This is a genomic window from Burkholderia sp. Ac-20392, assembly GCF_017104585.1.
Lineage (GTDB): Bacteria > Pseudomonadota > Gammaproteobacteria > Burkholderiales > Burkholderiaceae > Burkholderia > Burkholderia lata.
The window spans coordinates 1-25,303 of the sequence record NZ_JAAGPB010000077.1 but is presented as its reverse complement, the minus strand read 5'-3'; the positions used below and the strand labels follow the sequence as shown (position 1 = coordinate 25,303).

21 protein-coding genes are annotated in these 25,303 nt (G+C 66.9%); 14 read left to right on the top strand and 7 right to left on the bottom strand.

Translation table 11 applies throughout. The annotated features are described in order from the left end of the window. Nucleotides 1-168 precede the first annotated feature (168 nt). The 4 genes from G3N99_RS12390 to G3N99_RS12375 all read right to left on the bottom strand — a co-directional run bounded on the left by G3N99_RS12390 (nucleotide 169) and on the right by G3N99_RS12375 (nucleotide 4,095). Nucleotides 169-990, bottom strand: coding sequence for a c-type cytochrome (locus G3N99_RS12390; RefSeq protein ID WP_346778483.1), 822 nt, complete (start codon nucleotides 988-990; stop codon nucleotides 169-171). Nucleotides 991-1,047: 57 nt separating this feature from the next. Then, the gene (locus G3N99_RS12385) at nucleotides 1,048-2,526 is read right to left on the bottom strand and encodes an FAD-dependent oxidoreductase (protein ID WP_206122512.1); all 1,479 of its coding nucleotides are present in this window, start codon (nucleotides 2,524-2,526) and stop codon (nucleotides 1,048-1,050) included. A gap of 62 nt (nucleotides 2,527-2,588) precedes the next feature. After that, nucleotides 2,589-3,266 (bottom strand): TetR/AcrR family transcriptional regulator, encoded by a 678-nt coding sequence (locus G3N99_RS12380; protein WP_206122511.1) that lies wholly within the window; start codon nucleotides 3,264-3,266, stop codon nucleotides 2,589-2,591. Nucleotides 3,267-3,276: 10 nt separating this feature from the next. Further along, a complete protein-coding gene (locus G3N99_RS12375; RefSeq protein ID WP_346778482.1) occupies nucleotides 3,277-4,095 on the bottom strand; it encodes a hypothetical protein in 819 nt (272 codons plus the stop codon). A gap of 613 nt (nucleotides 4,096-4,708) precedes the next feature. On the opposite strand from G3N99_RS12375, the gene G3N99_RS12370 reads away from it, so the two are divergent. The 12 genes from G3N99_RS12370 to G3N99_RS12315 all read left to right on the top strand — a co-directional run bounded on the left by G3N99_RS12370 (nucleotide 4,709) and on the right by G3N99_RS12315 (nucleotide 19,184). Next, a complete protein-coding gene (locus tag G3N99_RS12370; RefSeq protein WP_174938171.1) occupies nucleotides 4,709-5,848 on the top strand; it encodes an ATP-binding protein in 1,140 nt (379 codons plus the stop codon). 438 nt (nucleotides 5,849-6,286) lie between these two features. Then, nucleotides 6,287-7,444, top strand: a complete 1,158-nt coding sequence (locus G3N99_RS12365; protein WP_174932429.1) for an efflux RND transporter periplasmic adaptor subunit — start codon at nucleotides 6,287-6,289, stop codon at nucleotides 7,442-7,444. A 20-nt stretch (nucleotides 7,445-7,464) separates the two neighbouring features. After that, entirely contained in the window at nucleotides 7,465-10,608 is a 3,144-nt protein-coding gene (locus G3N99_RS12360) for a multidrug efflux RND transporter permease subunit (RefSeq protein WP_174932427.1), read from the top strand. Nucleotides 10,609-10,612: 4 nt separating this feature from the next. After that, nucleotides 10,613-12,055: an efflux transporter outer membrane subunit gene (locus G3N99_RS12355; RefSeq protein ID WP_174932425.1), complete on the top strand. Its 1,443-nt coding sequence runs from the start codon at nucleotides 10,613-10,615 to the stop codon at nucleotides 12,053-12,055. A 113-nt stretch (nucleotides 12,056-12,168) separates the two neighbouring features. Then, a complete protein-coding gene (locus G3N99_RS12350; protein ID WP_174932423.1) occupies nucleotides 12,169-12,858 on the top strand; it encodes a response regulator in 690 nt (229 codons plus the stop codon). Nucleotides 12,859-12,890: 32 nt separating this feature from the next. Beyond that, a complete protein-coding gene (locus tag G3N99_RS12345; RefSeq protein WP_206122510.1) occupies nucleotides 12,891-13,112 on the top strand; it encodes a hypothetical protein in 222 nt (73 codons plus the stop codon). Between the two features lie 20 nt (nucleotides 13,113-13,132). Continuing rightward, nucleotides 13,133-13,750, top strand: coding sequence for a DUF3331 domain-containing protein (locus tag G3N99_RS12340; protein ID WP_206122509.1), 618 nt, complete (start codon nucleotides 13,133-13,135; stop codon nucleotides 13,748-13,750). Between the two features lie 138 nt (nucleotides 13,751-13,888). Further along, nucleotides 13,889-15,463: a Na+/H+ antiporter gene (locus G3N99_RS12335; protein WP_206122508.1), complete on the top strand. Its 1,575-nt coding sequence runs from the start codon at nucleotides 13,889-13,891 to the stop codon at nucleotides 15,461-15,463. 124 nt (nucleotides 15,464-15,587) lie between these two features. Further along, nucleotides 15,588-16,235 (top strand): paraquat-inducible protein A, encoded by a 648-nt coding sequence (locus tag G3N99_RS12330; protein ID WP_206122507.1) that lies wholly within the window; start codon nucleotides 15,588-15,590, stop codon nucleotides 16,233-16,235. Further along, nucleotides 16,232-16,879 (top strand): paraquat-inducible protein A, encoded by a 648-nt coding sequence (locus G3N99_RS12325; RefSeq protein WP_206122506.1) that lies wholly within the window; start codon nucleotides 16,232-16,234, stop codon nucleotides 16,877-16,879. The genes G3N99_RS12330 and G3N99_RS12325 overlap by 4 nt, the downstream gene beginning before the upstream one ends. Further along, on the top strand, nucleotides 16,876-18,546 hold the full coding sequence (locus G3N99_RS12320; RefSeq protein WP_206122505.1) for an MlaD family protein: 1,671 nt from the start codon (nucleotides 16,876-16,878) through the stop codon (nucleotides 18,544-18,546). The genes G3N99_RS12325 and G3N99_RS12320 overlap by 4 nt, the downstream gene beginning before the upstream one ends. Then, a complete protein-coding gene (locus G3N99_RS12315; RefSeq protein WP_206122504.1) occupies nucleotides 18,543-19,184 on the top strand; it encodes a PqiC family protein in 642 nt (213 codons plus the stop codon). Before G3N99_RS12320 ends, G3N99_RS12315 begins: the two co-directional genes overlap by 4 nt. Nucleotides 19,185-19,271: 87 nt before the next feature. On the opposite strand, the gene G3N99_RS12310 is transcribed toward G3N99_RS12315, so the two are convergent. Both G3N99_RS12310 and G3N99_RS12305 read right to left on the bottom strand, forming a co-directional pair. Continuing rightward, nucleotides 19,272-20,444, bottom strand: a complete 1,173-nt coding sequence (locus G3N99_RS12310) for an AraC family transcriptional regulator (protein WP_174932407.1) — start codon at nucleotides 20,442-20,444, stop codon at nucleotides 19,272-19,274. Further along, complete coding sequence (locus G3N99_RS12305) at nucleotides 20,444-22,078, bottom strand: AMP-binding protein (RefSeq protein WP_174932406.1); 1,635 nt, start codon at nucleotides 22,076-22,078, stop codon at nucleotides 20,444-20,446. The genes G3N99_RS12310 and G3N99_RS12305 overlap by 1 nt, the downstream gene beginning before the upstream one ends. Before the next feature lie 536 nt (nucleotides 22,079-22,614). On the opposite strand from G3N99_RS12305, the gene G3N99_RS12300 reads away from it, so the two are divergent. Beyond that, nucleotides 22,615-23,070, top strand: coding sequence for a carboxymuconolactone decarboxylase family protein (locus G3N99_RS12300; RefSeq protein WP_174932404.1), 456 nt, complete (start codon nucleotides 22,615-22,617; stop codon nucleotides 23,068-23,070). 129 nt (nucleotides 23,071-23,199) lie between these two features. Continuing rightward, nucleotides 23,200-24,300 (top strand): AraC family transcriptional regulator, encoded by a 1,101-nt coding sequence (locus G3N99_RS12295; protein WP_206122503.1) that lies wholly within the window; start codon nucleotides 23,200-23,202, stop codon nucleotides 24,298-24,300. Between the two features lie 19 nt (nucleotides 24,301-24,319). On the opposite strand, the gene G3N99_RS12290 is transcribed toward G3N99_RS12295, so the two are convergent. After that, nucleotides 24,320-25,303 (bottom strand): HAMP domain-containing sensor histidine kinase (locus tag G3N99_RS12290; protein WP_206122502.1); only part of this gene is annotated, 984 nt, incomplete at its 5' end.

Genomic DNA, 25,303 nt, shown 5'->3' with positions numbered 1-25,303 from the left:
TACGTAGTGTTATATTGTGATTGGTGCAGAGACCCGATATACATACACCGAGATATACCATCTGTCCCTGCACGACGCTCTTCCGATCTCCGGCCCGTTCCGGCGCGGTGCGACCGTCCGCCCGCATCGTCGCGACACGCGGGCGGGATCGCCACGTCACGCCCGGCGTCACCTGACGCCGCCGCCCTCGCGCCCGGAAGACACGTTGGCCAGGTAATACGCCACAGCGCGGATGTCGTCGCCGGACAACCTCGCGACAGCCGCATGCATCGCGCCGGCCGAATCGGCACGATTCCCGGTCTTGATGGCGGTGATCTGCTTCACGAGATCCGCCTCATCGTGATTCGCGAGGCGCGGCGCGCGATCCGCCGATGCGGTCGCCGCCGCGTCGTGCGCCGGCGCGATACTCGCCAGATAATGCGCAACGGCCCGGATGTCCTCGTCCGACAACGCCGCGGCCACGCCATTCATCGCGCCTGTCTCGTCATGCCGCTTGCCCGCGCGGAACGCGACGAGCTGGTCCGCCAGATAGGCCTCGCCCTGCCCCGCGAGGCGAGGCGCGCGTTCGTTGCCCGTCAGGCCTGCACCATGACAGGCGACGCAGCTCCTCGCCTGCACCACCGCCATGCCGCGCGTCGCGAGCGCCGCGTCGACCCGGATCCGCTCGTTCTGCACCGGCGCCTGCCGCGCGAAATACGCGGCCAGCAGCTTCATCTGTTGCTCGTCCATGCCGCGCGCAAGCGGCCCCATGGTTGGGTCCGGCCGGCGGTCGCTGGCGAACGCGCGCAACTGGGCCTCGAGGTAGGCCGCCGGCTGGCCGGACAGCGCCGGGTATCCGCCGTTACCGGACTGCCCGCGCGGGCCGTGACAGATAAAGCACGTCTCCTGCGGCTGCGGCCACGGGCCGGCATCGGCCTTGAGCGCGTCGACTTCGCGATCCAGCGCTTTCCCGAAGCGGTAATAGCCGTACAGATCGCGCCCGAACAGCACGCCGGCCGCCGACGCCGCAGCCACCACGACTACGCCGATGATCAATGCTCGCTTCACTCAAGCCTCCGTCGTCCGATGCGCGAGCGCACCCAATACCTGCAGCGCGGCGCGATGCCCCGAACGCACCGCACCATCCATGGCGCCGGCCCAGATGTCGGCCGTCTCCGTTCCTGACCAAATCAGCCGCCCGACCGGCGGGTGCAGGTACTCGCCCCATTTCGTCCAGAAGCCGGGCGGAATCGGATGAATGCAGGTCAGCGACCACGGATCCACCTTGCCCCAGTCGTAATCGTGGAACTGCGTCGGGCGCAGCGCCTTGTCGCCGAGCGCCTGCGCATAGATCGCGGAAAGCGTCCGTTCCGCCACCTTCGCGTCGCTCGCGAGCGCGCCCGGTGCGATGAAGCCGTTGATGACGCCGATCGAACCGTCCGGCGGCGAATTGTCATAGGCCCACAGCAGCGGGCTGTTGACCGGAATGACCTGCCCGTTGCACCCGTCGTCCCGCCAGAACGGCCGGTCGTAGACGTGCACCGTCTTGCGCATCGGCGCATACGCCGGCCACCGGCGCTGCAACTGCGCGCGGCCGTCCGGCAGCGGCGGGTCGAACACGACCTGGTTGCACAGCGCCGGATTCAACGCGACGATCACGCGGCGCGCGCGCACCACATCCCGGTCGGTAGTGAGTTCGACCACGTCGCGATTCCAGCCGGCAATCTTGCGCACCGGGCAGGACAGCTTCACCCGTTCGCCGAGTTCGTTCGCCATCCTGATGCTCAATACCTGAGAACCGCCGACGAAACGCGATTCCTGCGCGCCGCCCTTGATCGACTCGAGCTGGTCGTAATCGCTGTTCGCGCTGTTGATCGTGGCCAGGTAGTGCAGCAGGCCGAGCTGCGCCGGCGCCGTGCCGAGCGACAACCGGGCCGCCAGGCTGAACGAGAATTTCTCCTCGTTGGTCAGGCCTTGCTGCGCGAGCCACGCGCCCAGCGACATGGTGTCGAGCGCCGCCGCATTCGGCGCCTTCCACGGCGCCGCCGACGGCACGTGCTTCGCCAACGCGTTGAGCCGCGCCGCGATCACCGGGTTGCCGCCCACCGTGCCCTGCGTGTCCTGGGCCACCCGCGCACCGTCCGCGAGAAACACCGTCTTGCCGGCGTAGTAGGTATCGAAGGTATCGACCTTCAGCTCGCGCGCGAGATCGACGATCGCCGTCTGGCCGGGGCCGAACCATTGGCCGCCGGCTTCGGAGATTCGCCCGCCGCCGAGGTCGTGGTTGTAGGTGCGCCCGCCGACGCGATCGCGCGCCTCGAGCACGACGAACGATTCACATCCGGCACGCTTCAGGTCGCGCGCGGCCGTCAGCCCCGCGAGCCCCGCGCCGATGATCGCGACGTCGAACACGCCGTCGTTTCCGGTGACTGCGCTGGCCGCACGCGCGAACGACACTTCGCCGGCCGCGAGCGACGCAGCGCCCACCGCCGCGATGCGCAACAGGTTGCGCCGGGTCTGTGCATCCGGCCTGGGTTTGCGATTCATTTTTCTGTTCCTTCCGTCCTCGTCAGTTTGTCCTTGCACCGGCACGCCGCGATGGCGCGTGGTCACGCCATCGACTCGCCGCACGGGCTGCCCGCGAACACCCGCGTCACCGCCGCGTCGACCCAGGCGTCGGTCAGGTGCCACCGTCCGCTCGCGCCGTCGGGCAACACGTCGTCGCCCAGCCCCGTCAGGCCGAGCGTCAGCCACTCGATCGGCAACGGCAGCCGCATGTCGGTGGGCTCGGCAAGCTCGGCGGCACGCGCCGCCGCCCGATCCCGCCGCTCGTTCAGAAATGCGGCGAACCGCGCGCGGAACGGCTGGTCGTGCACGGACAGGAGCGCCGCTTCCATCCACATCACGCACGCGTCAGGCTGGCGATAGCGCTGCCTGAAGTACGCATGCAGCGCACGCTCCGTCACCTCGCGGCCATCGCGCGCTTCGACGATGCGCATCAGTTCACGCTCGACGTCTTCGTGATCGCGCTTCAGCAGTTCGAGCAACACGACCGTCTTGTCGCGGAAATTCGAATAGAACGCGCCGCGCGTATAGCCCGCCTCGACGGCGATTCGCTCGATGCTCGCCGCCGCATATCCTCTTTCGGCGAAGATCGTGCGTGCCGCTTGCAGCAGACGCTCCCGTGTGTCGCCATCGCCTTTCCTTCCGCGCGGAGGCGTCCGCCTCACCGCATGCGCGGACTGATCCTCGACGTTGATTCCATCCCTCGCCATATCCTCATTCATGTCAGGATTCCTATTCGAACGAGGTAAATTCATGCCATCGGAGAACGCGAACAGCCCCGACCCGCGCGGCATGACGTGTCCGTTCCAGCGCGCAGTAGGCGTAATAGATCGCGACCGCGAAATATGACCACGTCAGCAATGCCAGCACGGGAAAGCTGAATACGGCGGCGTGCGCATTGCCGGGCATCTTGTACAGATCGTCGACGTACGCGACGATCAGCGACAGCACGAGCGCCAGCGTCGTGGTCGTCGCATGCCACGCTTCCCCGGCGCGCAACAGCCGCCCGACGAAATAGACCAGATAGAGCGCCAGCAACGCCCACATCGCGACGTAGAAATACGGCAGGACGGTATCGACGAATTCGAGTGTCATCAGCGCCATCGTTCCCACCGCGGCGGTCCCGAACAACATGACGACCTGCTGGGCCATCGGCCTGTATTCGTGCGTGACGGCCATCATGCCGGCAGCCGCGATCACCGGGATGCCGAACCCTCTCGTGAACGTGTCCAGGAAATGCGCGACGCCGGACGCGCATGACCAGCCCGTCGCCATGAAAACCAGCGCATTGACGGAGGACGCCGTCACGACCCACCAGGCGACGCCGAGCAGCGGGTTGCGCCGCCGGACGAACTTCAGTCCGTAGGTGCCGGTCGCCCATGCCAGCAAGGCGACGGACAACCCGATGTCAGGAGATCTGAAATCCATCATGAAACTTCCCGTACCGATTCGGTTCGATGCTTCATTGCTTTCCCGGCTCGACGTTCGCCCGACTCGATTGCGCGCGCCCACCGGGGTGCGCGTGTTTCCCGTTCGCATCGGCCGCGACACCGCAACCTTCGTCGATCCTCGCCTCGTCCATCGAGCACCGTCGGATCAAGCGAATCGGGATACCTCATAAATAGAAAACGTTGACTACTGTAGGTCATAATACATAACAACTGGACATGAAAAAAAGCAGGGTATTCCCCTGCCTCGAAAACACCTGAGCCGCTCGAAATCATCAGGGAAGCATCCAGCCACCCGAGGGGTAACACGCCTGTCAGCCCGTCCCGCACGGCAACGCCAGCGTCGCTCGACTTCCAACGTACGCCGAACCATCGTGTCATTCGATGGCCAATTTCGTGCGGTAATATTGCGATTCGATGGAATGAATAGCAGGATCCCAAGCGGACACCATGATTGAAGAACCCATACCGTCCCGCACACATCGCGCTGTTCGGCCGCTGCCTCTGTCGGTCGGGAACGTTTCCGTCGATACCCGCCCGGCCTTTTCTGGTCTCGAGCGACATCGCACCTCCGGCACACCTGCCGTGGGAAACCTCGACGCACCGACGCACGCCCTTTACCCACCCCAATCACGCCCGTCCCCTGACGCCACGGCAATCCAACCGCACGACCGTCCCGTCGTCACTCGACGCAACGCCACGCTTGGGAGCACGAAATGAAACTCAGTGGGCTGGGCCGCAAGATTGCGGTGTCGATGGCGGAGCTGGCGCTAGGCATCACGCTGGTCGTCGTGCTGATGGTCTATGCGTTCTACTACGTGATGCTCCGGCACTGGGGCGACTATTGCAACCAGGCGAGCTGGATTCCGTCGAACCCCGAATGGCTATGGCTGGGCATGACGCTCCTGATCGGCCTGATACTCGCCATTGTCGTGTCGGCCCGACTCGCGCATCGCATTCTCGTGCCGCTCAACTCGGTCGCGGACAGCATTCGCCGCGTCGCCAAGGGCGACCTGACCGCGCGCGCCGTTGCCGGCGATCGATCGATCCGCGAAGCGGCGCTGATCGCGGACGACTTCAATGCGCTCGCGGCCCAGTTGCAGCGCATGACGGACGAGCAGGCATTCTGGAATGCCGCGATCGCGCACGAACTGCGTACACCGGTCACGGTCCTGCGCGGGCGGTTGCAGGGGCTGACGGAAGGTGTCTTCCAGCCGGGCGACGCGCTGTTCCGAAGCCTGTTGACCCAGGCGGAAGGACTGACGCGCCTGATCGAGGATCTCCGCGTGATCAGCCTCGCCGAAAGCGGGCATCTGAGCGTCAGCATCCAGGAGACCAATCTGGCCACGCACGTCAAGGCGGTCGTCGAGATGTTCGAGGATTCGCTGGCCGCGGCCGGTCAACACATGGTGCTCGATCTCGACACGCGGCCCGTCCACTGCGACCCGTTCCGGATGCGCCAGGCGCTGCTTGCACTGCTGGAGAATGCGCGGCGCTATGCGGTGCCCGGCACGATCCGCATTCACACGCGCGTCGAAAACGGTGCGTGCCGCTTGCAGGTCGAAGACGACGGGCCGGGCATTCCGGCCGATTACGCCGCGCAGATTTTCGATGCGTTCAGGCGCGTGGACGACGCGGATTCCAGCCAGAAGGGCGGCAGCGGCCTGGGGCTGGCCGTGGTTGCGGCCATTGCGCAGGCTCACGACGGAGAGGCATCGTGCCGCCCGACTGCGCGCGGCGGCACGGTGTTCGAGTTGCGCTGGCCCGACGGCCCCGCTTCGCCGCGCATGGCAGCACCGAGCCGGAAGGACGCGCCGCCCACCACGCAGCGCACCGCCGATACCGACCCACGGTAAGCCTCCCGGCGAGCGGTCGACGCGCCTTGTGCGCCCGGCCGCCGCCGCCCCTTCCTCGCCCTCCTGCCGCCACTACAGCGGCACGGAAGGTGCGCGGGCCTGATCCAGGCCCACGCCGCCCCCACCGAAGCGAACCTCGCAATAGCGCCCCCGAGCACCGGCCCGCGCATGCCGACGGCACGCACGACTACCCCCACAATTCATCAGATGATTGCGGCATTCCGGGATTCCCGCGCCGCCCACCCTGCTTCCAGATAGCGCCGAGCCACCCCGGAGCCCGTCATCTTCTGGCTCGACCCGCCTCCGGATCGCCCGCCCGCCAATCTTTCGCGCCCTCCATCAAACCTCCATCTTTCCGCACAAAAAACTCCATCGGGCGCACGCACACTTCGCTCCGAAAATGCGGGCCACTGGGTGCCTGCGTCCCATGGAGTCCACATGAAAAATCAGAAACGAGCCTGCTACGGCGCCGTGTGCGCGCTGGTGGCGGCGATGCTGGCGGGCTGCGGGCCCTCCGAACAGCAGGCCGCCGCGCCGGCCACCCCGGTTGCGGCGATGACGCTGGCGGGCGCCCCCCTCGACCTGACCGAAGACCTGCCGGGCCGCGTCGCGGCCGTCCGGATCGCCGAGATCCGGCCGCAGGTCAGCGGCATCGTGCAGCGACGGCTGTTCGAGCAGGGCACGGAAGTCCGTGCCGGCCAGCCGCTGTTCCAGATCAACCCGGCGCCGTTCAAGGCCGACATGGACACGGCCGCGGCGGCCCTGCAACGCGCGGAAGCCGCACTCGCACGCGCCAAGGTGCAGACCACCCGGCTCAAGCCGCTGGTCGAGGCCGACGCGATCAGCCGCCAGGTGTATGACGACTCGGTGTCGCAACGCGACCAGGCTGCCGCCGACGTCGCCCAGGCTCGCGCGACGCTCGCCCGCCGCCAGCTCGACCTGAAGTTCGCGACCGTCGAAGCGCCGATCACGGGCCGCATCGACCAGGCCCTCGTGACCGAGGGTGCGCTGGTCGCGAGCAGCGACAGCCAGCCGATGGCACGCATCCAGCAGATCGACCAGGTCTACGTGGACGTGCGCCAGCCGGCCGCGTCGCTCGAATCGCTGCGCGGCGCGCTCGCGGCCCAGCCGGACACATCAGGCAACGGGCTGCCGGTCGACGTGCTGCGCGACGACGACTCGCGCTACGACGTGAAGGGCCGCATGCTGTTCTCGGGCGTCAACGTCGACCCGGGCACCGGCGACGTGCTGCTGCGCGTGCTGGTCGACAACCCGAAGCGTGAGCTGCTGCCGGGCATGTACGTGCGTGCCCGCATCCCGCGTGGACACTACGAGAACGCGCTGACCGTGCCGCAACAGGCGATCGTCCGCGCGGGCGGCAAGCCGCAGGTCTGGGTGCTCGACGCAAAGAGCCAGGCGCATCTGAAGGCCATCGAAGTGGGCGAGCTGACGAACCGCAGCTATCGCATCAAGTCGGGTCTGCAAGCGGGCCAGAAGGTCGTCGTCGAAGGCATGGAGCGCCTGAGCGACGGCGCGACCGTGACGGCGACCGCATGGAAGGCGCCTGAAGCGGTCAAGACCGCTTCGTCGCACTGAGTCACGGGGAGCCTCCAGTCATGTCCCAATTCTTCATCCGGCGCCCGGTCTTCGCGTGGGTGATCGCCCTCTTCATCATCCTGCTGGGCCTGATCGCCATCCCCGAACTGCCGGTTGCGCGCTATCCGTCGGTCGCGCCGCCCACCGTCACCATTACCGCCACCTACCCGGGCGCCACGCCGCAGACGATGACCGACAGCGTGCTGAGCCTCATCGAGCGCGAGCTGTCCGGCGTCCGGAACCTGCTGTACTTCGAATCGGCGTCGGATACCTCCGGCCAGGCGAAGATCACCGCGACCTTCAAGCCCGGCACCGATTCGGCGATGGCGCAGGTCGAGGTGCAGAACAAGCTCAAGTCGGTCGAGCCGCGGCTGCCGCCCGTCGTGCGGCAAAACGGCGTGATCGTCGAGTCCGCCTCTACCGGCTTCCTGTTGTTCGTCGGCCTGAAGTCGGACAGCGGCCGCTATGACGAAAACGCGCTGGCCGACTACATGGCGCGCAACGTCGTCGAGGATCTGCGACGTGTCGAAGGCGTCGGCAAGGTGCAACTGTTCGGCTCCGAACAGGCGATGCGCATCTGGGTCGATCCGCAGAAGCTGATCACCTACGGCCTGTCGATGAACGACCTGACGACGGCCGTCGCCCAGCAGAACGTGCAGATCGCCCCGGGTAGCCTCGGTGCGGCGCCCGCGCTGCCGGGCCAGCGCGTGACGGTCCCGCTCACCGCGCAAGGCCAGCTCACGTCGCCCGAGCAGTTCGCGAAGATCGTGCTGCGCGCGAACGCGAACGGCTCGAAGGTCGTGCTCGGCGATGTCGCACGGGTCGAACTCGGCCCGCAGTCGTTCACCTTCGTCAACAGCGAGAACGGCAAACCCGCCACCTTCGCCGGCGTGCAGCTCGCGCCGGGCGCCAATGCGGTGAAGACCGCCGAGGCCGTGCGCGAGCAACTGGACATGATCGCCAAGACGATGCCCGCCGGCATGACCTACTCGATCCCGTTCGATACCGCGCCGTTCGTGAAGATCTCGATCGAGAAGGTGATTCACACGCTGATCGAAGCGATGGTGCTCGTGTTCCTGGTGATGTACCTGTTCCTGCAGAACGTGCGCTACACGCTGATTCCGGCGATCGTCGCGCCGGTGGCGATGCTCGGCACCTTCACGGTCATGCTGATGACAGGCTTCTCGATCAACGTGCTGACGATGTTCGGCATGGTGCTCGCGATCGGCATCATCGTCGACGATGCGATCGTCGTCGTGGAGAACGTCGAACGCCTGATGGTGGAAGAAGGCCTGTCGCCGAAGGACGCGACGATCAAGGCCATGAAGGAAATCACCGGTGCAATCATCGGCATCACGCTGGTGCTGACGGCCGTGTTCCTGCCGATGGCGATGTCGAGCGGTTCGGTCGGCGTGATCTATCAGCAGTTCACGATGTCGATGGCCGTGTCGATCATGTTCTCGGCCCTGCTCGCGCTGACGCTGACGCCGGCCCTGTGCGCGACGATGCTCAAGCCGGTCGAGCATGGCCACCACGAGAAGCGCGGCTTCTTCGGCTGGTTCAACCGCCGCTTCGACCGCATGACGAACTGGTACGAAACGCGCGTCGGCAAGCTGGTCGGCCGCACGGGCCGCGTGATGCTGCTGTTCGTCGCGATTTCCACCGCGCTGGTGTTCGGCTTCCGCATGCTGCCGTCGTCGTTCCTGCCCGAGGAAGACCAGGGCTACTTCATGACCGGCTTCCTGCTCCCGTCGGATTCGACCGTCGAGCGCACGGGCGACGTGGTCAAGACCCTCGAGAAGCATCTCGCATCGCGTCCGGGCATCGAGTCGAGCATCTCCATCATCGGCTACGGCTTCTCCGGCCTCGGCTCCAACGCGGCACTGAACTACGCGGTGCTCAAGGACTGGGACAAGCGCGAAGGGGCAACCGCGATGGACGAAGCGATGCGCGCGCAGGCTGCGATGGGCGGCGTGACGGAAGGCACGGTCATGAGCCTGTTGCCGCCGGCGATCGACGGGCTGGGCACCAGCTCGGGCTTCACGATGCGCCTGCAGGATCGCGCGAACCAGGGCTACGCGGCACTCAAGGCGGCTGAAGCCAAGCTGCTCGAACTGGCCGCGCAAAGCAAGGTGGTGACCGGCGTCTATCCGGACAGCCTGCCGGCCGGCACGAGCGTGAAGCTGGACATCGACCGCGACAAGGCCGAAGCGCTCGGCGTGTCGTTCACGACCATCAGCGACACGCTGTCGGCCGCGATGGGTTCGACCTACGTGAACGACTTCCCGAACGCGGGCCGCATGCAGCAGGTGATCATCCAGGCCGATGCGCCGGCACGCATGCAGATCGAGAACGTGATGAAGCTCTACGTGCGCAACGCGACCGGCGGCATGGTGCCGCTGTCCGAAGTGGTGCGCCCGGTCTGGTCGGAAACCCCGCTGCAACTGGTGCGCTTCCAGGGTTACCCGTCTGCACGGATCTCCGGCGGCTCGGCCCCCGGCTACTCCAGCGGCGCGGCCATGGTCGAGATGGAGCGTCTGGCTGCGCAGTTGCCGCCGGGCTTCACGGTGGCGTGGACCGGCCAGTCGCTGCAGGAGCGTGAGTCGGCTTCGCAGGCGCCGATGCTGATGGCGCTGTCGATGGTCGTCGTGTTCCTGGTGCTCGCGGCGCTGTACGAGAGCTGGGCGATTCCGCTGTCGGTGATGCTGGTGGTGCCGCTCGGCCTGATCGGCGCACTCGGCGCGGTGATGCTGCGCGGGATGCCGAACGACGTGTTCTTCAAGGTCGGGATGATTACCGTGATCGGCCTGTCGGCGAAGAACGCGATCCTGATCGTGGAAGTCGCGAAGCAGTTGCGCGAGGAAGGCATGGGGCTGATCGAGTCGGCCGTGCAGGCCTCCAAGCTGCGTCTGCGCCCGATCCTGATGACCTCGCTCGCGTTCGGCCTCGGCGTCGTACCGCTGATGATCGCGACCGGCGCGAGCGCCGAAACGCAGCACGCGATCGGCACCGGCGTGTTCGGCGGCATGGTGACCGCCACCGTGCTGGCCATTTTCTTCGTTCCGGTTTTCTACGTGTTCGTGATGAGCATCCAGGAACGCATCTCGGCATGGCGCGCATCCGGCAAGAAGCCCGCCACCGTGACCCACGAACATGAAGGTTGATGCCATGCGATCACTCATTCTTTCCGCCGCGGTTTCCGCCGCGCTCGCGCTGTCGGCGTGCTCGATGGCGCCGAAGCTGGTCAAGCCCGAGATGCCGGTGCCGACCGCCTATACGACCGCTGCCGCGGCCGACCAGCACGCGAACGCGGCCGATCTCGGCTGGCGCACGATGTTCGGCGACCGTCGCCTGCAGCGCCTGATCGAGCTCGCGCTCGAGAACAACCGCGACCTGCGCCTGGCCGCGCTGAACGTCCAGGCTGCCGAAGCGCAGTACGGCATCCAGCGTTCCGCGCGCCTGCCGTCGATCGGCGCCGGCGCGAGCTTCACGCGCCAGCGCACGGCCGCCGACTCGCAATCGAACCCGCCGCTGCTCGAAAACACGCAGAACCAGTACGGCGTGAACGTCGGCCTCAGCGCGTTCGAGATCGACCTGTTCGGCCGCGTGAAGTCGCTGTCCGACGCGGCGTTCGCTCGCTACCTCGCGACCGATCACGGCCGCCGGGCGGTGCAGATCGCGCTCGTCGGCTCCGTGGCCAACGCGTATTTCGCCGAGCGTCTCGCGCAGGAACAGCGTGCGCTGTCCGAACGCACGCTGAACGACTGGCGCCAGTCGCTCGACCTCGCGCGCCGCCTCAAGCTCGCGGACCAGGCCAGCGGCGTCGACATCGCGCAGGCCGAAGGCCAGGTCGCGAGCGCCAGCGCCGATCTCGAAGCGCGTTCGCGCGCGGTCGAGCAGGCCAACAACGCGCTGCGGCTGCTGGTCGGCACCGACCTGCCGAAGAACCTGCCCGATCCGCTGTCGCTGGAACGCCAGCCGGTGATGACCCAACTGCCGGCCGGCCTGCCGTCGGAATTGCTGTACCGCCGGCCGGACATCCAGCAGGCCGAGCAGAATCTCGTCGCCGCCAACGCCGACATCGGCGCGGCGCGCGCGGCATTCTTCCCGCGCCTGTCGCTGACCTCGTCGATCGGCTTCCTCAGCCCGGGGCTGGGCAGCCTGTTCGACGGCGGCCAGCGCGTGTGGAGCTTCGCGCCGCAGGTCACGCTGCCGATCTTCCAGGGCGGCCGGCTGCGTTCCGAGCTGAATCTCGCGGAAGTGCGCAAGTCCAGCGCGGTCGTCGAGTACGAACGCTCGATCCAGACCGCGTTCCGCGAAGTGGCCGACGGCCTCGCCGGGCGCGAGACCTTCAGCCGCCAGATCGACGCGCAGGCCCGGGTCGTCAAGAGCGCCGAGCGCCGTACCGATCTCGTGAACCTGCGCTATCGCGCCGGCATCGAGGATCGGCTGGAACTGCTCGACTCGCAGCGACAGCTGTATGCCGCGCGCCAGGCGTTGCTCGATCTGCGCAACGCCGAACTGGACAACGCGGTCGCGCTCTACAAGGCGCTCGGTGGCGGGCTGACCGACACCGACGTGCCGCCCGCCAACAACGTGGCGAAAAACTGAGCCATGCACCGTCGCCAATCCGTTCGCGACGATTGAAAGCACGGTGAAGTCCGGCGGCGCACGTGCCGCGCCGCCGGCCCGCCTACCGGTCACGCTCACTTCCAGTGAACCCGATGAACCCTCTGATACTCATTGCCGAAGACGATCCGGAGATCGCCGAAATACTCGACGCCTACCTCGCCCACGACGGCTTTCGCACCTATCGCGTCGGTCACGGCCAGGCCGTGCTCGACGTGCAGCCCGTGCTGAAGCCCGACCTGATCCTGCTCGACGTCAGGATGCCGCAGAAGGACGGCTGGGAGGTCCTGGTCGAACTGCGTCGCCGCGTCGACACGCCGATCGTCATCATCACGGCGCTCGACCGCGAGATCGATCGCTTGCAGGGGCTGCGTTTCGGCGCGGACGACTACATCACGAAGCCGTTCAATCCGGCCGAGGTGGTTGCACGCATCCGCGCGATCCTGCGTCGTCTCGAAACGGCCTCGTCCGGGCGCTTCATCAAGGTCGGCAACCTTGAAATCGACACGCAAAGCTACCTGACCACCGTCCGCACGGACGCCGGAGAAACCGGCGTCTCGCTGACGCTGACCGAATTCCGGCTGCTCGCGCACCTGGCCGGCTCGCCGAACCGCGTGTTCACGCGCAGCGAACTGATCGACGCCTGCCTCGCCGACGTCGATGCGCTGGAGCGCACCGTCGACAGCCATATCAGCCGGCTGCGCAAGAAACTCGAATGCGCGGGCGCGTCCGGGACGCCGGAGGTGATGCGCGGCGTCGGCTACCGGCTGCGCAGCACCCCGTGAATGCATGTCATGGATCGCGGCTGCGCGTGGCGATGACAGTCGGACTCCTGACGATTGCCGTCGTGCTGACGATCGCGACCGGATGGTTCGTCGTCTACGGTCTGTTTCTCGCCGTTTCGTCTGCTGCGACCGACAACCCGATCGCGGCCTTGATCCGGGAGACGCCGAGCTATCTGATGCTCGCCGCCGTGCTGCTGACCGCGCTGGTCGCAACGGTCGTCGACCTCGTCAGACTGGCGCGCGGAACGGACTGATAGCCACAGGCGGACGCGCATTGCGCGCCTGTGGCCGCGCTGCGATTCCGCTGTTTTTGATTCGTTACGGGAAAAACTTCTCTTCCAGAGATCCGATCAACTGCATGCGCGCAGCGAGGTACGAAATGAGAAATCAGGGAAATGTCTCTTCGTCAATCGATGGCGATTCTCGCGAACTGGAAAGAAGCGATGATCCACCCGTTGGGTGCGTAAAGTTGATTCCGATCGACGCAATCGAACCCGAGCAACGCTGGCGCCACATGATGCACTCGCTCAACACCTGCAGCGACGGCGCGCGAATCACCCGGCAGCGCAGGGATTGCGTGGTCGATTCACGTAGAAAAACGACTTCGGGCGATCGATCGAGGTGCAGCGCAGCGATCGATATCCTCGATCAACCGACGGCCAGCACGGTGGTGCTTTCGTGGCGGGATTCAACTGGCGGACATTACGGCTATCAAAATTGGCATAAGGGATTTGCCAGACGGCCAGGGTTATGCGCGATGAGCGGCATGCCCATCACGCCGGGCGACGAGATTTTTCGGCCCAGCGTGCGAAATGGCCGACCGACGAACTGGTCCGCGATGATCCTCGCGATTCACATCTCCTGCATCGACTTTGCCCGGATCACGAAATAGCAGTGGCGCCCTTCAAACGCCCAGCCGGACGCGGAAGCTGTCCGGCTCCTGGAAACCGGGCCGCCCATTGCGCCTTCCGTCCGACTGAAGCGCTCATGGGCAGCCCAACGCCAAAGCGCTGACAACAGACCCCTCACCATGGCCATTTTCGAATTGATGATCGCGCTGCTACTGGCGATCCTTGTCTTGCACTACGTCGGGCACAAGCTCGGGCTCCCCCCCGCCGTCGCACTGATCATCGGCGGCGGCTTCATCGCCTTTCTGCCCGGCCTGCCCGAGGTGCACATCGATCCGGAACTGGTGCTGGTGATTTTCCTGCCGCCTTTGCTGCTCGACAGTGCCCTCGGCATTTCGCTCGACCATCTGCGCCGGCACATGCTGGGCGTCGGGGCCCTGGCGATCGGCGCGGTGCTGTTCACCACCGTCGTGGTGGCCCTCGTCACCCACTGGCTCGTGCCCTCCCTGCCCTGGGCGGCTTGCGCGGCCCTGGGCGCACTGGTCGCGCCGCCGGATGCGGTATCGGCCCGCGCCGCGCTGCAGCAAGTGAAACTGCCGCGCCGCCTCCTGATCCTCCTGGAGGGAGAAAGCCTGTTCAACGATGCGACGGGCCTCGTGCTGTTTCGCTTTGCGGTGGCTGCGGGCGTGACGGGCCTGTTCAGTCCCGCCGAAGCCCTTGGCAGCTTCGCGCTGCTGGCGCTGGGCGGCGTCATGGTCGGCGCCGTCGTGGGGGGCGCCTGGGTGATCCTGATGCGCCATCTCGACGAAGACAGCCTGGTCATCGCCGCCAGCCCGCTTTGTGCGTGGGGTTCCTATCTGCTGGCCGAACGCTTCCACGTCTCAGGGGTGATCGCCACCGTGACCACGGGGCTCATCTGTGCCTGGTTCCAGCATCGCGTGCTCAACGCGTCGGCGCGCCTGTACGGCACGGGCTTCTGGACTGTCACGATCTTCATTCTCGAGGCCTTCGTGTTCCTGATCATCGGCTCCTCGCTGCATGAGTTGATCCAGCGGGGCGACGGGCTCGACACGATGCTCGCGGAGATGGGCGTACCGGTGCTGATCGTCGTGCTTTCCGTCATCCTCGCGCGGTTTGCCTGGGTGTATGTGTCGGACGCCGCGCTCATCCTGTTGCGGAAGTTGGGCGTGACCCGCTTCCATCCGCTCGGGCTTGCCGATGCGACGGTATTGAGCTGGGCCGGCATGCGAGGGGTGATCACCCTGGCGCTCGCCGCCAGCTTGCCGGACAGTTTCCCGGGGCGCGATTTCATCCTCGTCACCGCCATTGCCGTCATCCTCGCCACCGTGCTGGTGCAGGGCCAGACGCTCGGCGCGGTGATCCGCTGGACGGGGCTCGCGGCGCCGGAAAGCGACAAGCCTCGCCTGAGCATGAGCGAGGCGGAGGCCGTGATTGCCAAGGTGCAGTACGAGTTGATGGCAAAGCGGGCCTACAACGAGGCAGGCGAACTCGTTCACCCGATGCTCCTGGACATCCACAAGCACAAGGCCGAGGACATGGCCCGCTACGCGCGGCACGCCGACGAATACAAATCCCAGCTCGATGCGCGTTCGGATACGTTGCTGGAATTGATCGCGGCGGGACGGGCCGAGCTGATGCGCCTCTACCGTGCCGGCGACATCGACGAGCACACGCTGCACGAACTGACACGCGACCTCGATCTCGAGGAACTCCGCGCCATTTCCGCCAAGGCGTGAGGAGATCGCCGTCGATGGAAACGCAACGCATTCGAGCCCGCCCCGGCTCCATCATTTCTCCATCAAACCGCACAAAAGCGTCCATCGACGCCAAGCACACTGCGAAGCAAGTCATCGAATACGCATGCGCGAGCGACACGAACCCATGGACACGTTTCCGACCCTGATCGCCTGCGAGCATTGCGACAGCGTCTACCGACGCCGCGCGCTGGCGCCTCACGAGGTCGCGCGTTGCGAGCGATGTTCCGCCGTGCTGTTTCGATCGAGCTGGCTCGATATCGACCGGTGGCTCGCGCTGGCGGTTGCGGCAGGCGTGGTGTTTGCCATTGCCAACCTCTGCCCGATCATGCGGATCAGCGTGCAGGGGCTGCATAGCGAAGCCACGCTGTGGCAATCCGCGCTCGCGCTGGCCCACGGTTTCGCCGCGCCGATCGCGATTCCGACGGCGCTGGCCATCGTGGTGGTGCCGTTCCTGCAGATCGCCACGCTGATCTGGTTGCTGGCCTTCGCCCGTGCCGGGCATCGCGCGCCCGCATTCGGCCCGCTGATGAAGCTGCTCGTCGCGCTGCGACCCTGGAGCATGATCGAGGTCGGATTGCTCGGCATCCTGATCGCCATCATCAAGCTGTCCAGCATCATGCAGATCATTCCCGGCGCGGGCTTGTGGGCCACGGCCGTGCTGATGGTGCTGATCCCGCTGATCGCGGGCCACGACACGCGCCAGCTATGGGACTGGGTCGTGCCGATGGAAACTTCCGGAGGCCGCCCGTGAGCCTGCCCGTGCGCGCCAGTCAGCTGGGCATGGTCGGGTGCCATACGTGCGGCCTCGTCTGCCGCACGCATGCCGCCGCCGCGCAGGATGCCCATTCGCATGCCGCCGAAGCGGAACGCTGCCCGCGATGCGGATCCGCGCTGCACGCGCGTCGCTCGAACAGCCTCGTGCGCGCGTGGGCGCTCCTGATCGCCAGCCTGATCTTCTACCTCCCCGCCAACCTGTTGCCGGTGATGCGCACCACGCTGCTCGGCAGCCACAGCGAATCGACGATCCTCAGCGGCGTCGTGGTGTTCTGGAAAGCCGGTTCGTACGGCATCGCGTCGGTGATCTTCATCGCGAGCGTCGTCGTGCCGTGCACGAAGTTTCTCGCGATCGGCACGTTGCTCGTCACGACGGGCCGGCGCAGCGTGTCGGCCATGCGCGAGCGGGCCGTGCTGTACCGCGCGGTCGAGCTGGTCGGCTACTGGTCGATGCTCGACGTGCTGGTCGTCGCAATCATCTGTGCGCTGGTGAAGTTCGGTCCGCTGTCCGAGATCGAACCGCGCGCCGGCATTTTGTTTTTCGGCATGGTCGTCATTCTCACGATGCTGTCTGCGATGAGTTATGACCCACGCCTCATTTGGGACGCCGAGGAAGCATGAATCCTGCATCCGGCCCGCAAGGCCTCGAACCCCACGATCCGCCCGTGACACGCAACCGCGTGCGGCTTTCGCTCGTCTGGCTCGTGCCGCTCGTCGCGGCATTGATCGGCCTGTCGATGGTCATCCACGCGTGGTTGTCCGTCGGACCGGAAATCACGATCACGTTCAACACCGCACAAGGCCTCGAAGCCGGCAAGACACCCGTCAAGTACAAGGACGTCGTGATCGGCACCGTGACCGCCATCTCGCTGAGCGACGACAGTTCGCACGTGGTCGCGACCGTATCGTTCGTGAAGAATGCGCGCAACCTGATTCGCGAAGACACGCGCTTCTGGGTCGTGCGCCCCCGCGTCGGCATGAGCGGCGTATCGGGCATCGATACGCTGTTCTCCGGCGCGTACATCGGCATGGACACGGGCCGCTCGGAAAATTCGCGGAAGGCCTACACCGGGCTCGAAACGCCACCCACCGTCGTCAACGGCACGCCGGGGACGAGTTTCGCGTTGCGCGCCACCGATCTCGGCTCGCTCGATATCGGCTCGCCGGTCTATTACCGCCATCTGATGGTGGGCCACGTCGCGTCGTACAAGCTCGACATGCAGAGCCGCGACATGAACCTGCAGGTGTTCATCGATGCGCCGTACGATCGCCTGGTGACGACCGATACGCGCTTCTGGAACGCGAGCGGCATGGATCTGTCGCTCGACGCGAACGGCCTGAAGCTGAAGACCCAGTCGGTCGCGACGATCGTGGGCGGCGGCATCGCGTTCGCGACACCGGAAGACAGCGACGCGGCGGCCGCCCGTGCAGGCAGCCTGTTCACGCTCGCCGACCACGAGACTGCCGCGATGGCCGCGCCGGACGGGCCGTCCCAGCTCATCCGGCTGCGCTTCGAACAGCCGTTGCGCGGGCTTGCGGTCGGCGCGCCGGTGGAATTTTCCGGCATCGACATGGGCAAGGTCGTCTCGACTCAGCTCGACTTCGACCGGTCCACCCGGCGCTTCCAGTCCATCGTCATGGTCAAGGTCTATCCGTATCGGCTCGGCCCCGTAATCGAGAAACTACAAAAGACCGAAGGCAACGGCAATCCGCGCGCGGCCCAGTTTCTCGCGGGCCTGGTCGAGCATGGGCTCCGTGCGCAGGCGCGTACCGGCAACCTGCTGACGGAGCAGCTCTACATCTCGTTCGATTTCGTGAAAAACGCGCCGAAGGTGGCGCTCGATGCGAATGCCACGCCGCTGACCTTGCCCACCGTGCCGAGTACGTTCGACAAGCTGCCGGAGCAGCTCGCCGACATCGTCGACAAGATCAACAAGCTGCCGCTGGATTCGATCGGCAAGCATGTCGATTCGAGCCTGACGAACCTGGACGCGACGCTCAAGCAGGTCAACGGCCAGTTGCTGCCGTCGACGACGCGCATGCTCGACCAGGCGAACCAGACGTTCGGCACGTTGCGCCAGGGCATCGCCGACGACGGCCCGCTTCAGGAAAACCTCACGAACACGCTGACCGAAGTCCAGCGTACCGCGCGCTCGCTGCGCACACTCACCGACATGCTGGGCCGCCGTCCCGAATCGCTGCTCCGGGGCACCGGGGCCGATCACGCGCCGAGCGCGCCTGTCGCCCCTTCCACTTCGCCTGTCCAGCAGGAGCCACGACAACCATGAGCTTCCCGATTCGCGCCAGGACGATCGCCCTGGGCGCCGGCGCCGTCATCGCGCTGACCGCCTGCGCGTCGAACCCGGTGCATTACTACACGCTCGTCTCGCCGGCCGCGGCCACGGCCACGTCCACGACGCCGACGACCGCGCGCGCCGCCGCGCCGCTGGCGATCAACGTGTTGCCGGTCGGCATCCCCGCGCAGCTCGACCAGCAGCAGATGGTCGTGCGCAGCGGGACGGGCACCGCGGTGATACTCGACAACGAACGCTGGGTCGCACCGCTCGGCGACGAGCTGCGCGCGGCGCTTTCGTCGGCGCTCGTCGAGCAACTGGGCGCGCGCAACGTCACCGGCCTGCCGCGTCCGTCGAACCAGACCGTCATGAGCATCCGCACCCAGGTGCGCCGCTTCGACGCGTGGCCCGGGAGCATGGCCCAGTTCGAAGCCGATTGGGTCGTCGGCGTGCAGCAGGACACGCCGGGCACGCGCATCTCGTGCAGCACGCGGCTCAACGAGGCCGCCCCTGGAAACTATGCGGACATGGTGCGCGTGCAACAGCGCATGATCGAGCAGTTCGCCGCGCGGATCGCGAGCACGGTGCGCAGCTTCGGCAGCGGGCGTCCGGCCTGTCCCACCGATTCGTAAACCGTCCCGCCAAGGGGAGCCGCCCATGGGAGCGCGCGAAGGTATCCGGTTATGGGAACCGGCTACCTTGAAGCGTGACGCGACCCATTACGCGCGCCGCCGGTAAGTGCCCGGCGTGCTCCCCGTCCAGTGCCGGAACGCGCGATGGAACGCGCTCGGATCGTCGAAGCCGATGTCGGCGCCGATCGCCGCGATCGTATCGGGCGTATCGGTCAGCCGCTGGATCGCGATGTCGCGTCGCAGTTCGTCCTTGAGCACCTGGAACGTCGTCCCTTCGGCGGCCAGGTGGCGGCTCAGCGTGCGCACCGAGCAATGCAGGTGCTCGGCCGCGTGGTCGATCACCGGCAGGTCGGGCAGCGCTTCCGACAGGTACTGCCGCACGCGGTGGCACACGAGCTGTTCGCTGAACGATTCGAAGATCCAGTCGCCCGGTGCGCGCGCGAGGAACTTGCGCAGGTTGCGCTTGCTCTGCCGGATCGGCGCGTCGAGGTAATCCGCGCTGAAGCGCATCAGCGTACGCTCGCAGTCGAACTGCACGGCGCCGGTGAAGAAGTACAGGTGATCGACCGCATGGCGCGGCCGCGGGCACGCGAACTCGATCTGCAGCAGCGGGATCTTCTGCCCGATCAGCCAGGAGCACACGCCGTGCACGAGCTTGAGCATCAGCTCCTGGCCGAGCGCGCCAATCGGGCCGATGGCGTCGTTCGGGCGCAGCACCGCCTGCGCGACGAGACCGTCGCGCTTCGATTCGACGAAGAAATCGTCGAGCAGGATATGGAAGAATTGCCCGAAACGATGCAGCGCCGTTTCGAGGTTGCGCGCATCGAGCAGGCTCAGGCACAGGTACTTCAGCGTGCCGCCGCGCAGCGGGCGCGAGAAGATGCCGGGCATCTCGTCGTCGAGGTCGATCGCGAGCGTGCGGTACAGCGTCGAGAACTGCTCCTCCGTCACGCGCGCATGCGGTTCGCCGAGCAGCTCGATCGGGATGCCGGCCCCGCGCAGGTAGCGCTCGACCACGTCGCGCTGCACGCCCGCGCTCGCCAGGAAACCGTTGACGAGCGAGATCGGCACCGTCGCGCTCGGCGACGGCAGCGCACGCCCGGGTGCGGGCCCGGGCTGGGCGGAAAGTGAATCTGAACCGGTCATCGCGTCCCCGTCGATCGAACCGCTCGCATTGTACTTGAGCGGCTCGTGCGGAGCCTTCCGGGCCTTCGGCGCGCCGGATGCTGCACGGCACGCCGACGCCTTCAGTCGGTGCATCAGTCGGTGCGGCTGAGTTCCCGGCGCAGGATCTTGCCGACGGTCGACTTCGGCAGCCGGTCGACGAAGCGAATGAGCTTCGGCACCTTGTAGCCCGCGAGGCTTTCGCGGCAATGCGCGACGAGCTGCTCCTCCGTGACGGTCGCATCCTGCGCCAGCACCACGAACAGCTTGACCGCCTCGCCCGTGCGCGCGTCCGGCACGCCGATGCATGCGCATTCGACGACGCCCGGCACCCCGGTGGCGACGGCTTCCACTTCGTTCGGGTACACGTTGAAGCCCGATACGATGATCATGTCTTTCTTGCGGTCGACGATCCGCAGGAAACCGGCTTCGTCGAACACGCCGACGTCACCGGTGCGGAAATAGCCGTCGGCCGTGAACGCGGCCACATTCGCGTCCGGCTTCTGCCAGTAGCCGCCCATCACCTGCGGCCCCTTCACGCAGATCTCGCCCGCGCTGCCGATCGCCACCTCGTTGTCCTGGTCATCGAGCAGCTTCACGTCGGTCGACGGCAGCGGCAGGCCCGTGGTGCCCGTGAACGAGTCGATCAGCTGCGGGTTGAACGACACGACCGGCGACGTTTCCGACAGCCCGTAGCCCTCGCGGATGAAGTTGCCCGTCACCGCCTTCCAGCGCGACGAGATCACGTCGATCACGGCCGCGCCGCCGCCGGCCGACAGCTTCAGTCGCGACCAGTCGACTTCCGTCAGGCGCGGATGGCCGGCGAGCCCCGCGTACAGCGTGTTCACGCCGACGAACACCGTCGGCCGCGCGGCCTTCAGCACGTCGATGAAGCCGTCCATGTCGCGCGGATTCGCGATCAGCCAGTTCTGCGCGCCGATCGCGAAGTAGGACAGGAAGTTCACCGTCAGCGCGAAGATGTGATACATCGGGATCGCCGTGACGACGACCTCCTCGCCCGGCTCGCGCGCGGCCGGCACGATCGCCCCGAACTGCTCGATGTTCGCGACGAGGTTGCGGTGCGACAGCGCGGCGCCCTTCGACAGGCCGGTCGTGCCGCCCGTGTACTGCAGCAGCAGCAGGTCCGCGCCGCCGAGCTCGACCGGGTCGAACGCGAGCGCTTCCCCGGCGGCAATGGCGTCCGCGAGCGGAATCGAACCGGGCGGCAGCGCGTCGCACGTACCGGCCGGCGCATCGACGACGCCGAGATCGCCGCGCCCGACGCTCAGCACGGTGCGCACGCGCGTGCCGCCGACCACCTCGGCGAACGTGCCCATCGACCCGCCGCACACCACGGCGACTTCGACGCCCGCGTCTTTGAGCTGATGTTCGAGCTCGCGCGCCGTGTAGAGCGGGTTCACGTTGACCTGGATCGCGCCGATCTTCGCGACCGCGACGAACGCGACCGGGAACGCGAGCACGTTCGGCAGCATCACGGCCACGCGATCGCCCTTGCGGACGCCCACGACCTGCTGCAGATAGGCCGCCAGCGCGGTCGACAGGCGGTCGACGTCGGCATAGGTGAGCGTGCGGCCATACGAGTGGAACGCCGGGCGATCGGCGTAACGGTGCATCGCGTCGTCCAGCAGCGCGCCTACGGAAGGAAAGCGATCGGCATCGATCTCGGCGGGGATCGAGCCATACGACCCGGTCCAGTGTCTCTTCGTCATGTCTCACTCCACGGGGGACGGCGCGCCGGCCGCGCCGTTCGCACGACGGCCTGCACGCCGGAGAAGCGCGGACCATCGCCTGATCGGCGACTATCGCCCGCGCGGCGCACTTTGAAAATGATCCGGGCGGCCGAAAAGATGATCGAAACGGACATGCGGGGGTGCGACCTTGTCTAGACAACATCACGCGATGCCGTCACTCCGTCCTGCCTCAGCTGGCCCCACTATCGGTCCATCGGCATGAACACCATACGGGATCCGGCGATTCCTGTCGCCGGTCGTGCCTGATACGATCGCTTCGCTTCCGGTTCGCCAAGGCCAAACGTGCCGCGCGCCGCAGCCGATGCCGCCGATACACACCATCCGCACAACGGGTCACGCGCGCATCGTCACCTCGTCTCGTCGGTCGATCCCGCCACCAGACAATCAGGATTACTGCACACCTCACGCAGGTCGCAGCAACGTGCAGCGCCTGATCAGGAAACACGGCCAGTCCACTCAACGATCCTATCCCGCTCTCTCAAAGGTCAGTCGCCATGCCAGAACGCATCTCGTTTGGACAACTCCCCGCCCGGCTGCTCGACGTCGTGCTCAACGTCGAGGAATACGCGAACCACACCGGCCACGATTTCAAGCTCGTGGAACTGGTGCGCGCCCGCGTGTCGCAGCTCAACGGCTGCGCGTATTGTCTCGACCGCCATATCAAGGAAGGCATCCACGCGGGCGAAGATCCGCTGCGCTACAACCTGCTGCCGGTGTGGCACGAAACGCCCGCACTCTACAGCCCGAAGGAACAGGCCGCGCTGCGCTGGGCGGAAGCGCTGACGCTGATCAGCGAGCACGCGATCGACGACGCACTCGTCGACGCGACGCGTGCGCATTTCGATCGCGACGAGCTGGCCACGCTCACGCTGATCGTCGCGCAGATCAACACGTGGAACCGGCTCGCGAAGCCGTTCGCGTGGGAGGCCGGCGTGTTTCAGGCCGGTTGAAGCGGGTTGCAGGCGGTCGCGCCGGGTGGCGCCGGCGCGCGTATCAGGGTGAACCCTGTGGCGCTTGGGACCGATCCCGAGCAGAATTGCGTGCCGTAAACGATATCGATTCGGACGCAGGATGTTCCCATGCCGCGCAGTGCGCTCTTGACCCCGACGACCGCCCGCGCAGCCCGGCTGCCGGACGTCGAGACGACCCACGCGTTGCGCCAGCAGCGCTTCACCCCGGCCAAGCTGGCCGTGCTGCTCGACGTGGCGGCGCAAGCCGGCCTCGACCCGATCGCGGTGCTCGACGGCACCGGCCTCACGCCTGCCGCCGTCGCGGACCCGTTCACGCTCACGTCGCCGCTGCAATTCCTCACGGCCGCGCGCAATGCGGTCGGCCGCTACGACGGCTCCGATCTTGGCGTGCGCGTCGGCCATCGGCTGCACGTAACGAGCTACGGGATGTACGGCTACGCGATGCTGTGTTCGGAATCGCTCGCGCACGCGTTCGAATCGGCCGTCAAGTATCACCGGCTCGCGAACGGCATGCTCGCGATCCGCTGGGTCGAACAGGGCGACACCGCATCGTGGCAGTTTCCCGACCGGCACGAAGTCGCGCTGCCCGATCTCGACGAGCCGCTGTACCGCTTCCTGATCGACATGCAGTTCGCGCTGCACGTGACGATCATCAAGGACGTGATGGGCGCGTGGTGCGTGCCGGCACGCGCCCAGTTCGCCCAGCCGCAGCCGGCGCACGCGGCGCTGCTGGCCGATGCGCTCGAATGCCCGATCGCCTTCGACCAGTCGCATCATGTGCTCAGCTACCCGGCCGCGTGGCTCACGCGCGCGCCGCAGCTCGCGAATCCGATTACCGCCGCGCAGGTGTCGTCGCATTGCGCGAGCCTGCTCGATGAATTGCGCAGCCAGGCCGGCATCACGCGGCGCGTGTACCAGGAACTCACGCGCACGCCCGGGCAATTTCCGGACATCGACGCGATCGCGGACATCCTGTGCATCACGTCGCGCACGCTGCGCCGCAAGCTCGAAGCCGAAGGCACGTCGTACAGCGAACTGCTGGCGAGCGTGCGCAAGGCGCTCGCGATCGACTATCTCAGCACGACCACGCTCAGCACCGAAGACATCGCATTGGCGCTCGGCTTCAGCGACGCAGTGGGGTTTCGCCACGCGTTCAAGCGCTGGACCGGCGTGACGCCGAGCGACGTGCGACGCAAGCGCGGCGGTTGAGCGCGGGCATCGACGACGATCAGCGCCCGTCGCCGACCGCAGGCGTCGCTACCGCCAGCGCAAACTCGAACACCGCACCACGCCCCGCCCGGTCGACCAGCCGGATGCTGCTGCCGTTGAGCGCCAGCATCCGGTGCACGATCAACAGACCGAGCCCGCCGCTCGTCACCGCGCCGCCGCTCATCGGCCGCTGCGGCCGCTGGAACAGCCCTTCGCGCCGCGCCGCCGGAATCCCTTCGCCGGTGTCGGCCACGGTCACGAGCACGCGGTCGCCGCGCGGCTCCAGCGCGACCTCGACCTCGCCGTGCGCAGGCGTGTGCCGCAGCGCGTTGTCGAGCAGGTTGGTCAGCACGCGCTCGATCATTCCGAGATCGGCCGACACGACCGGCACGCGCGGCGGAATCCGCGCATGCAGCGCGACGCCGCGCGCCTGCGCCGTCAGCTCGAATTTCTGGAACACGTCCTGCACGAGATCGACGAGCGAGAACGGCTCGCGCTCGGCCTGCACGCCGCCCGATTCGAGCCGCGCGAGCTCGAACAGCGCCTGCGCGAGCCGGCCGACCTTCGCGCTCTGCGCGAGCGCGATCGACAGGTAGCGCCGCCGTTCGTTCTCGGCGAGCGTGTCCGACTTCAGCGACAGCGTCTCCAGGTAGCCGTGCAGCGACGTGAGCGGCGTGCGCAGGTCGTGCGAGATGTTCGTGATCAGTTCGCGCCGCTGCTGGTCCTGGCGCGTCAGCGCGCGCCACTGGTCGCCGATCCGGTCGGCCATCTGCGCGAACGCGGATTCGAGCACGACGATGTCGTCGCCGCGCCGGCCCGGCCGCGAGCGCGGCACCGGCGGCTGCGTGTCGGGCGTGCCGTTCGCGTCGAAGCGGCGCATCGCGTCCGTCAGCCGGCGCAGCGGGCGCGTGATGAAGCTGAACGCGGTGAGGCCCGCGATCAGGCCGAGCAGCGCGACCAGCGCCATCGACCACAGTGTCGTGCGCAGCACGTTGCCGGCGTC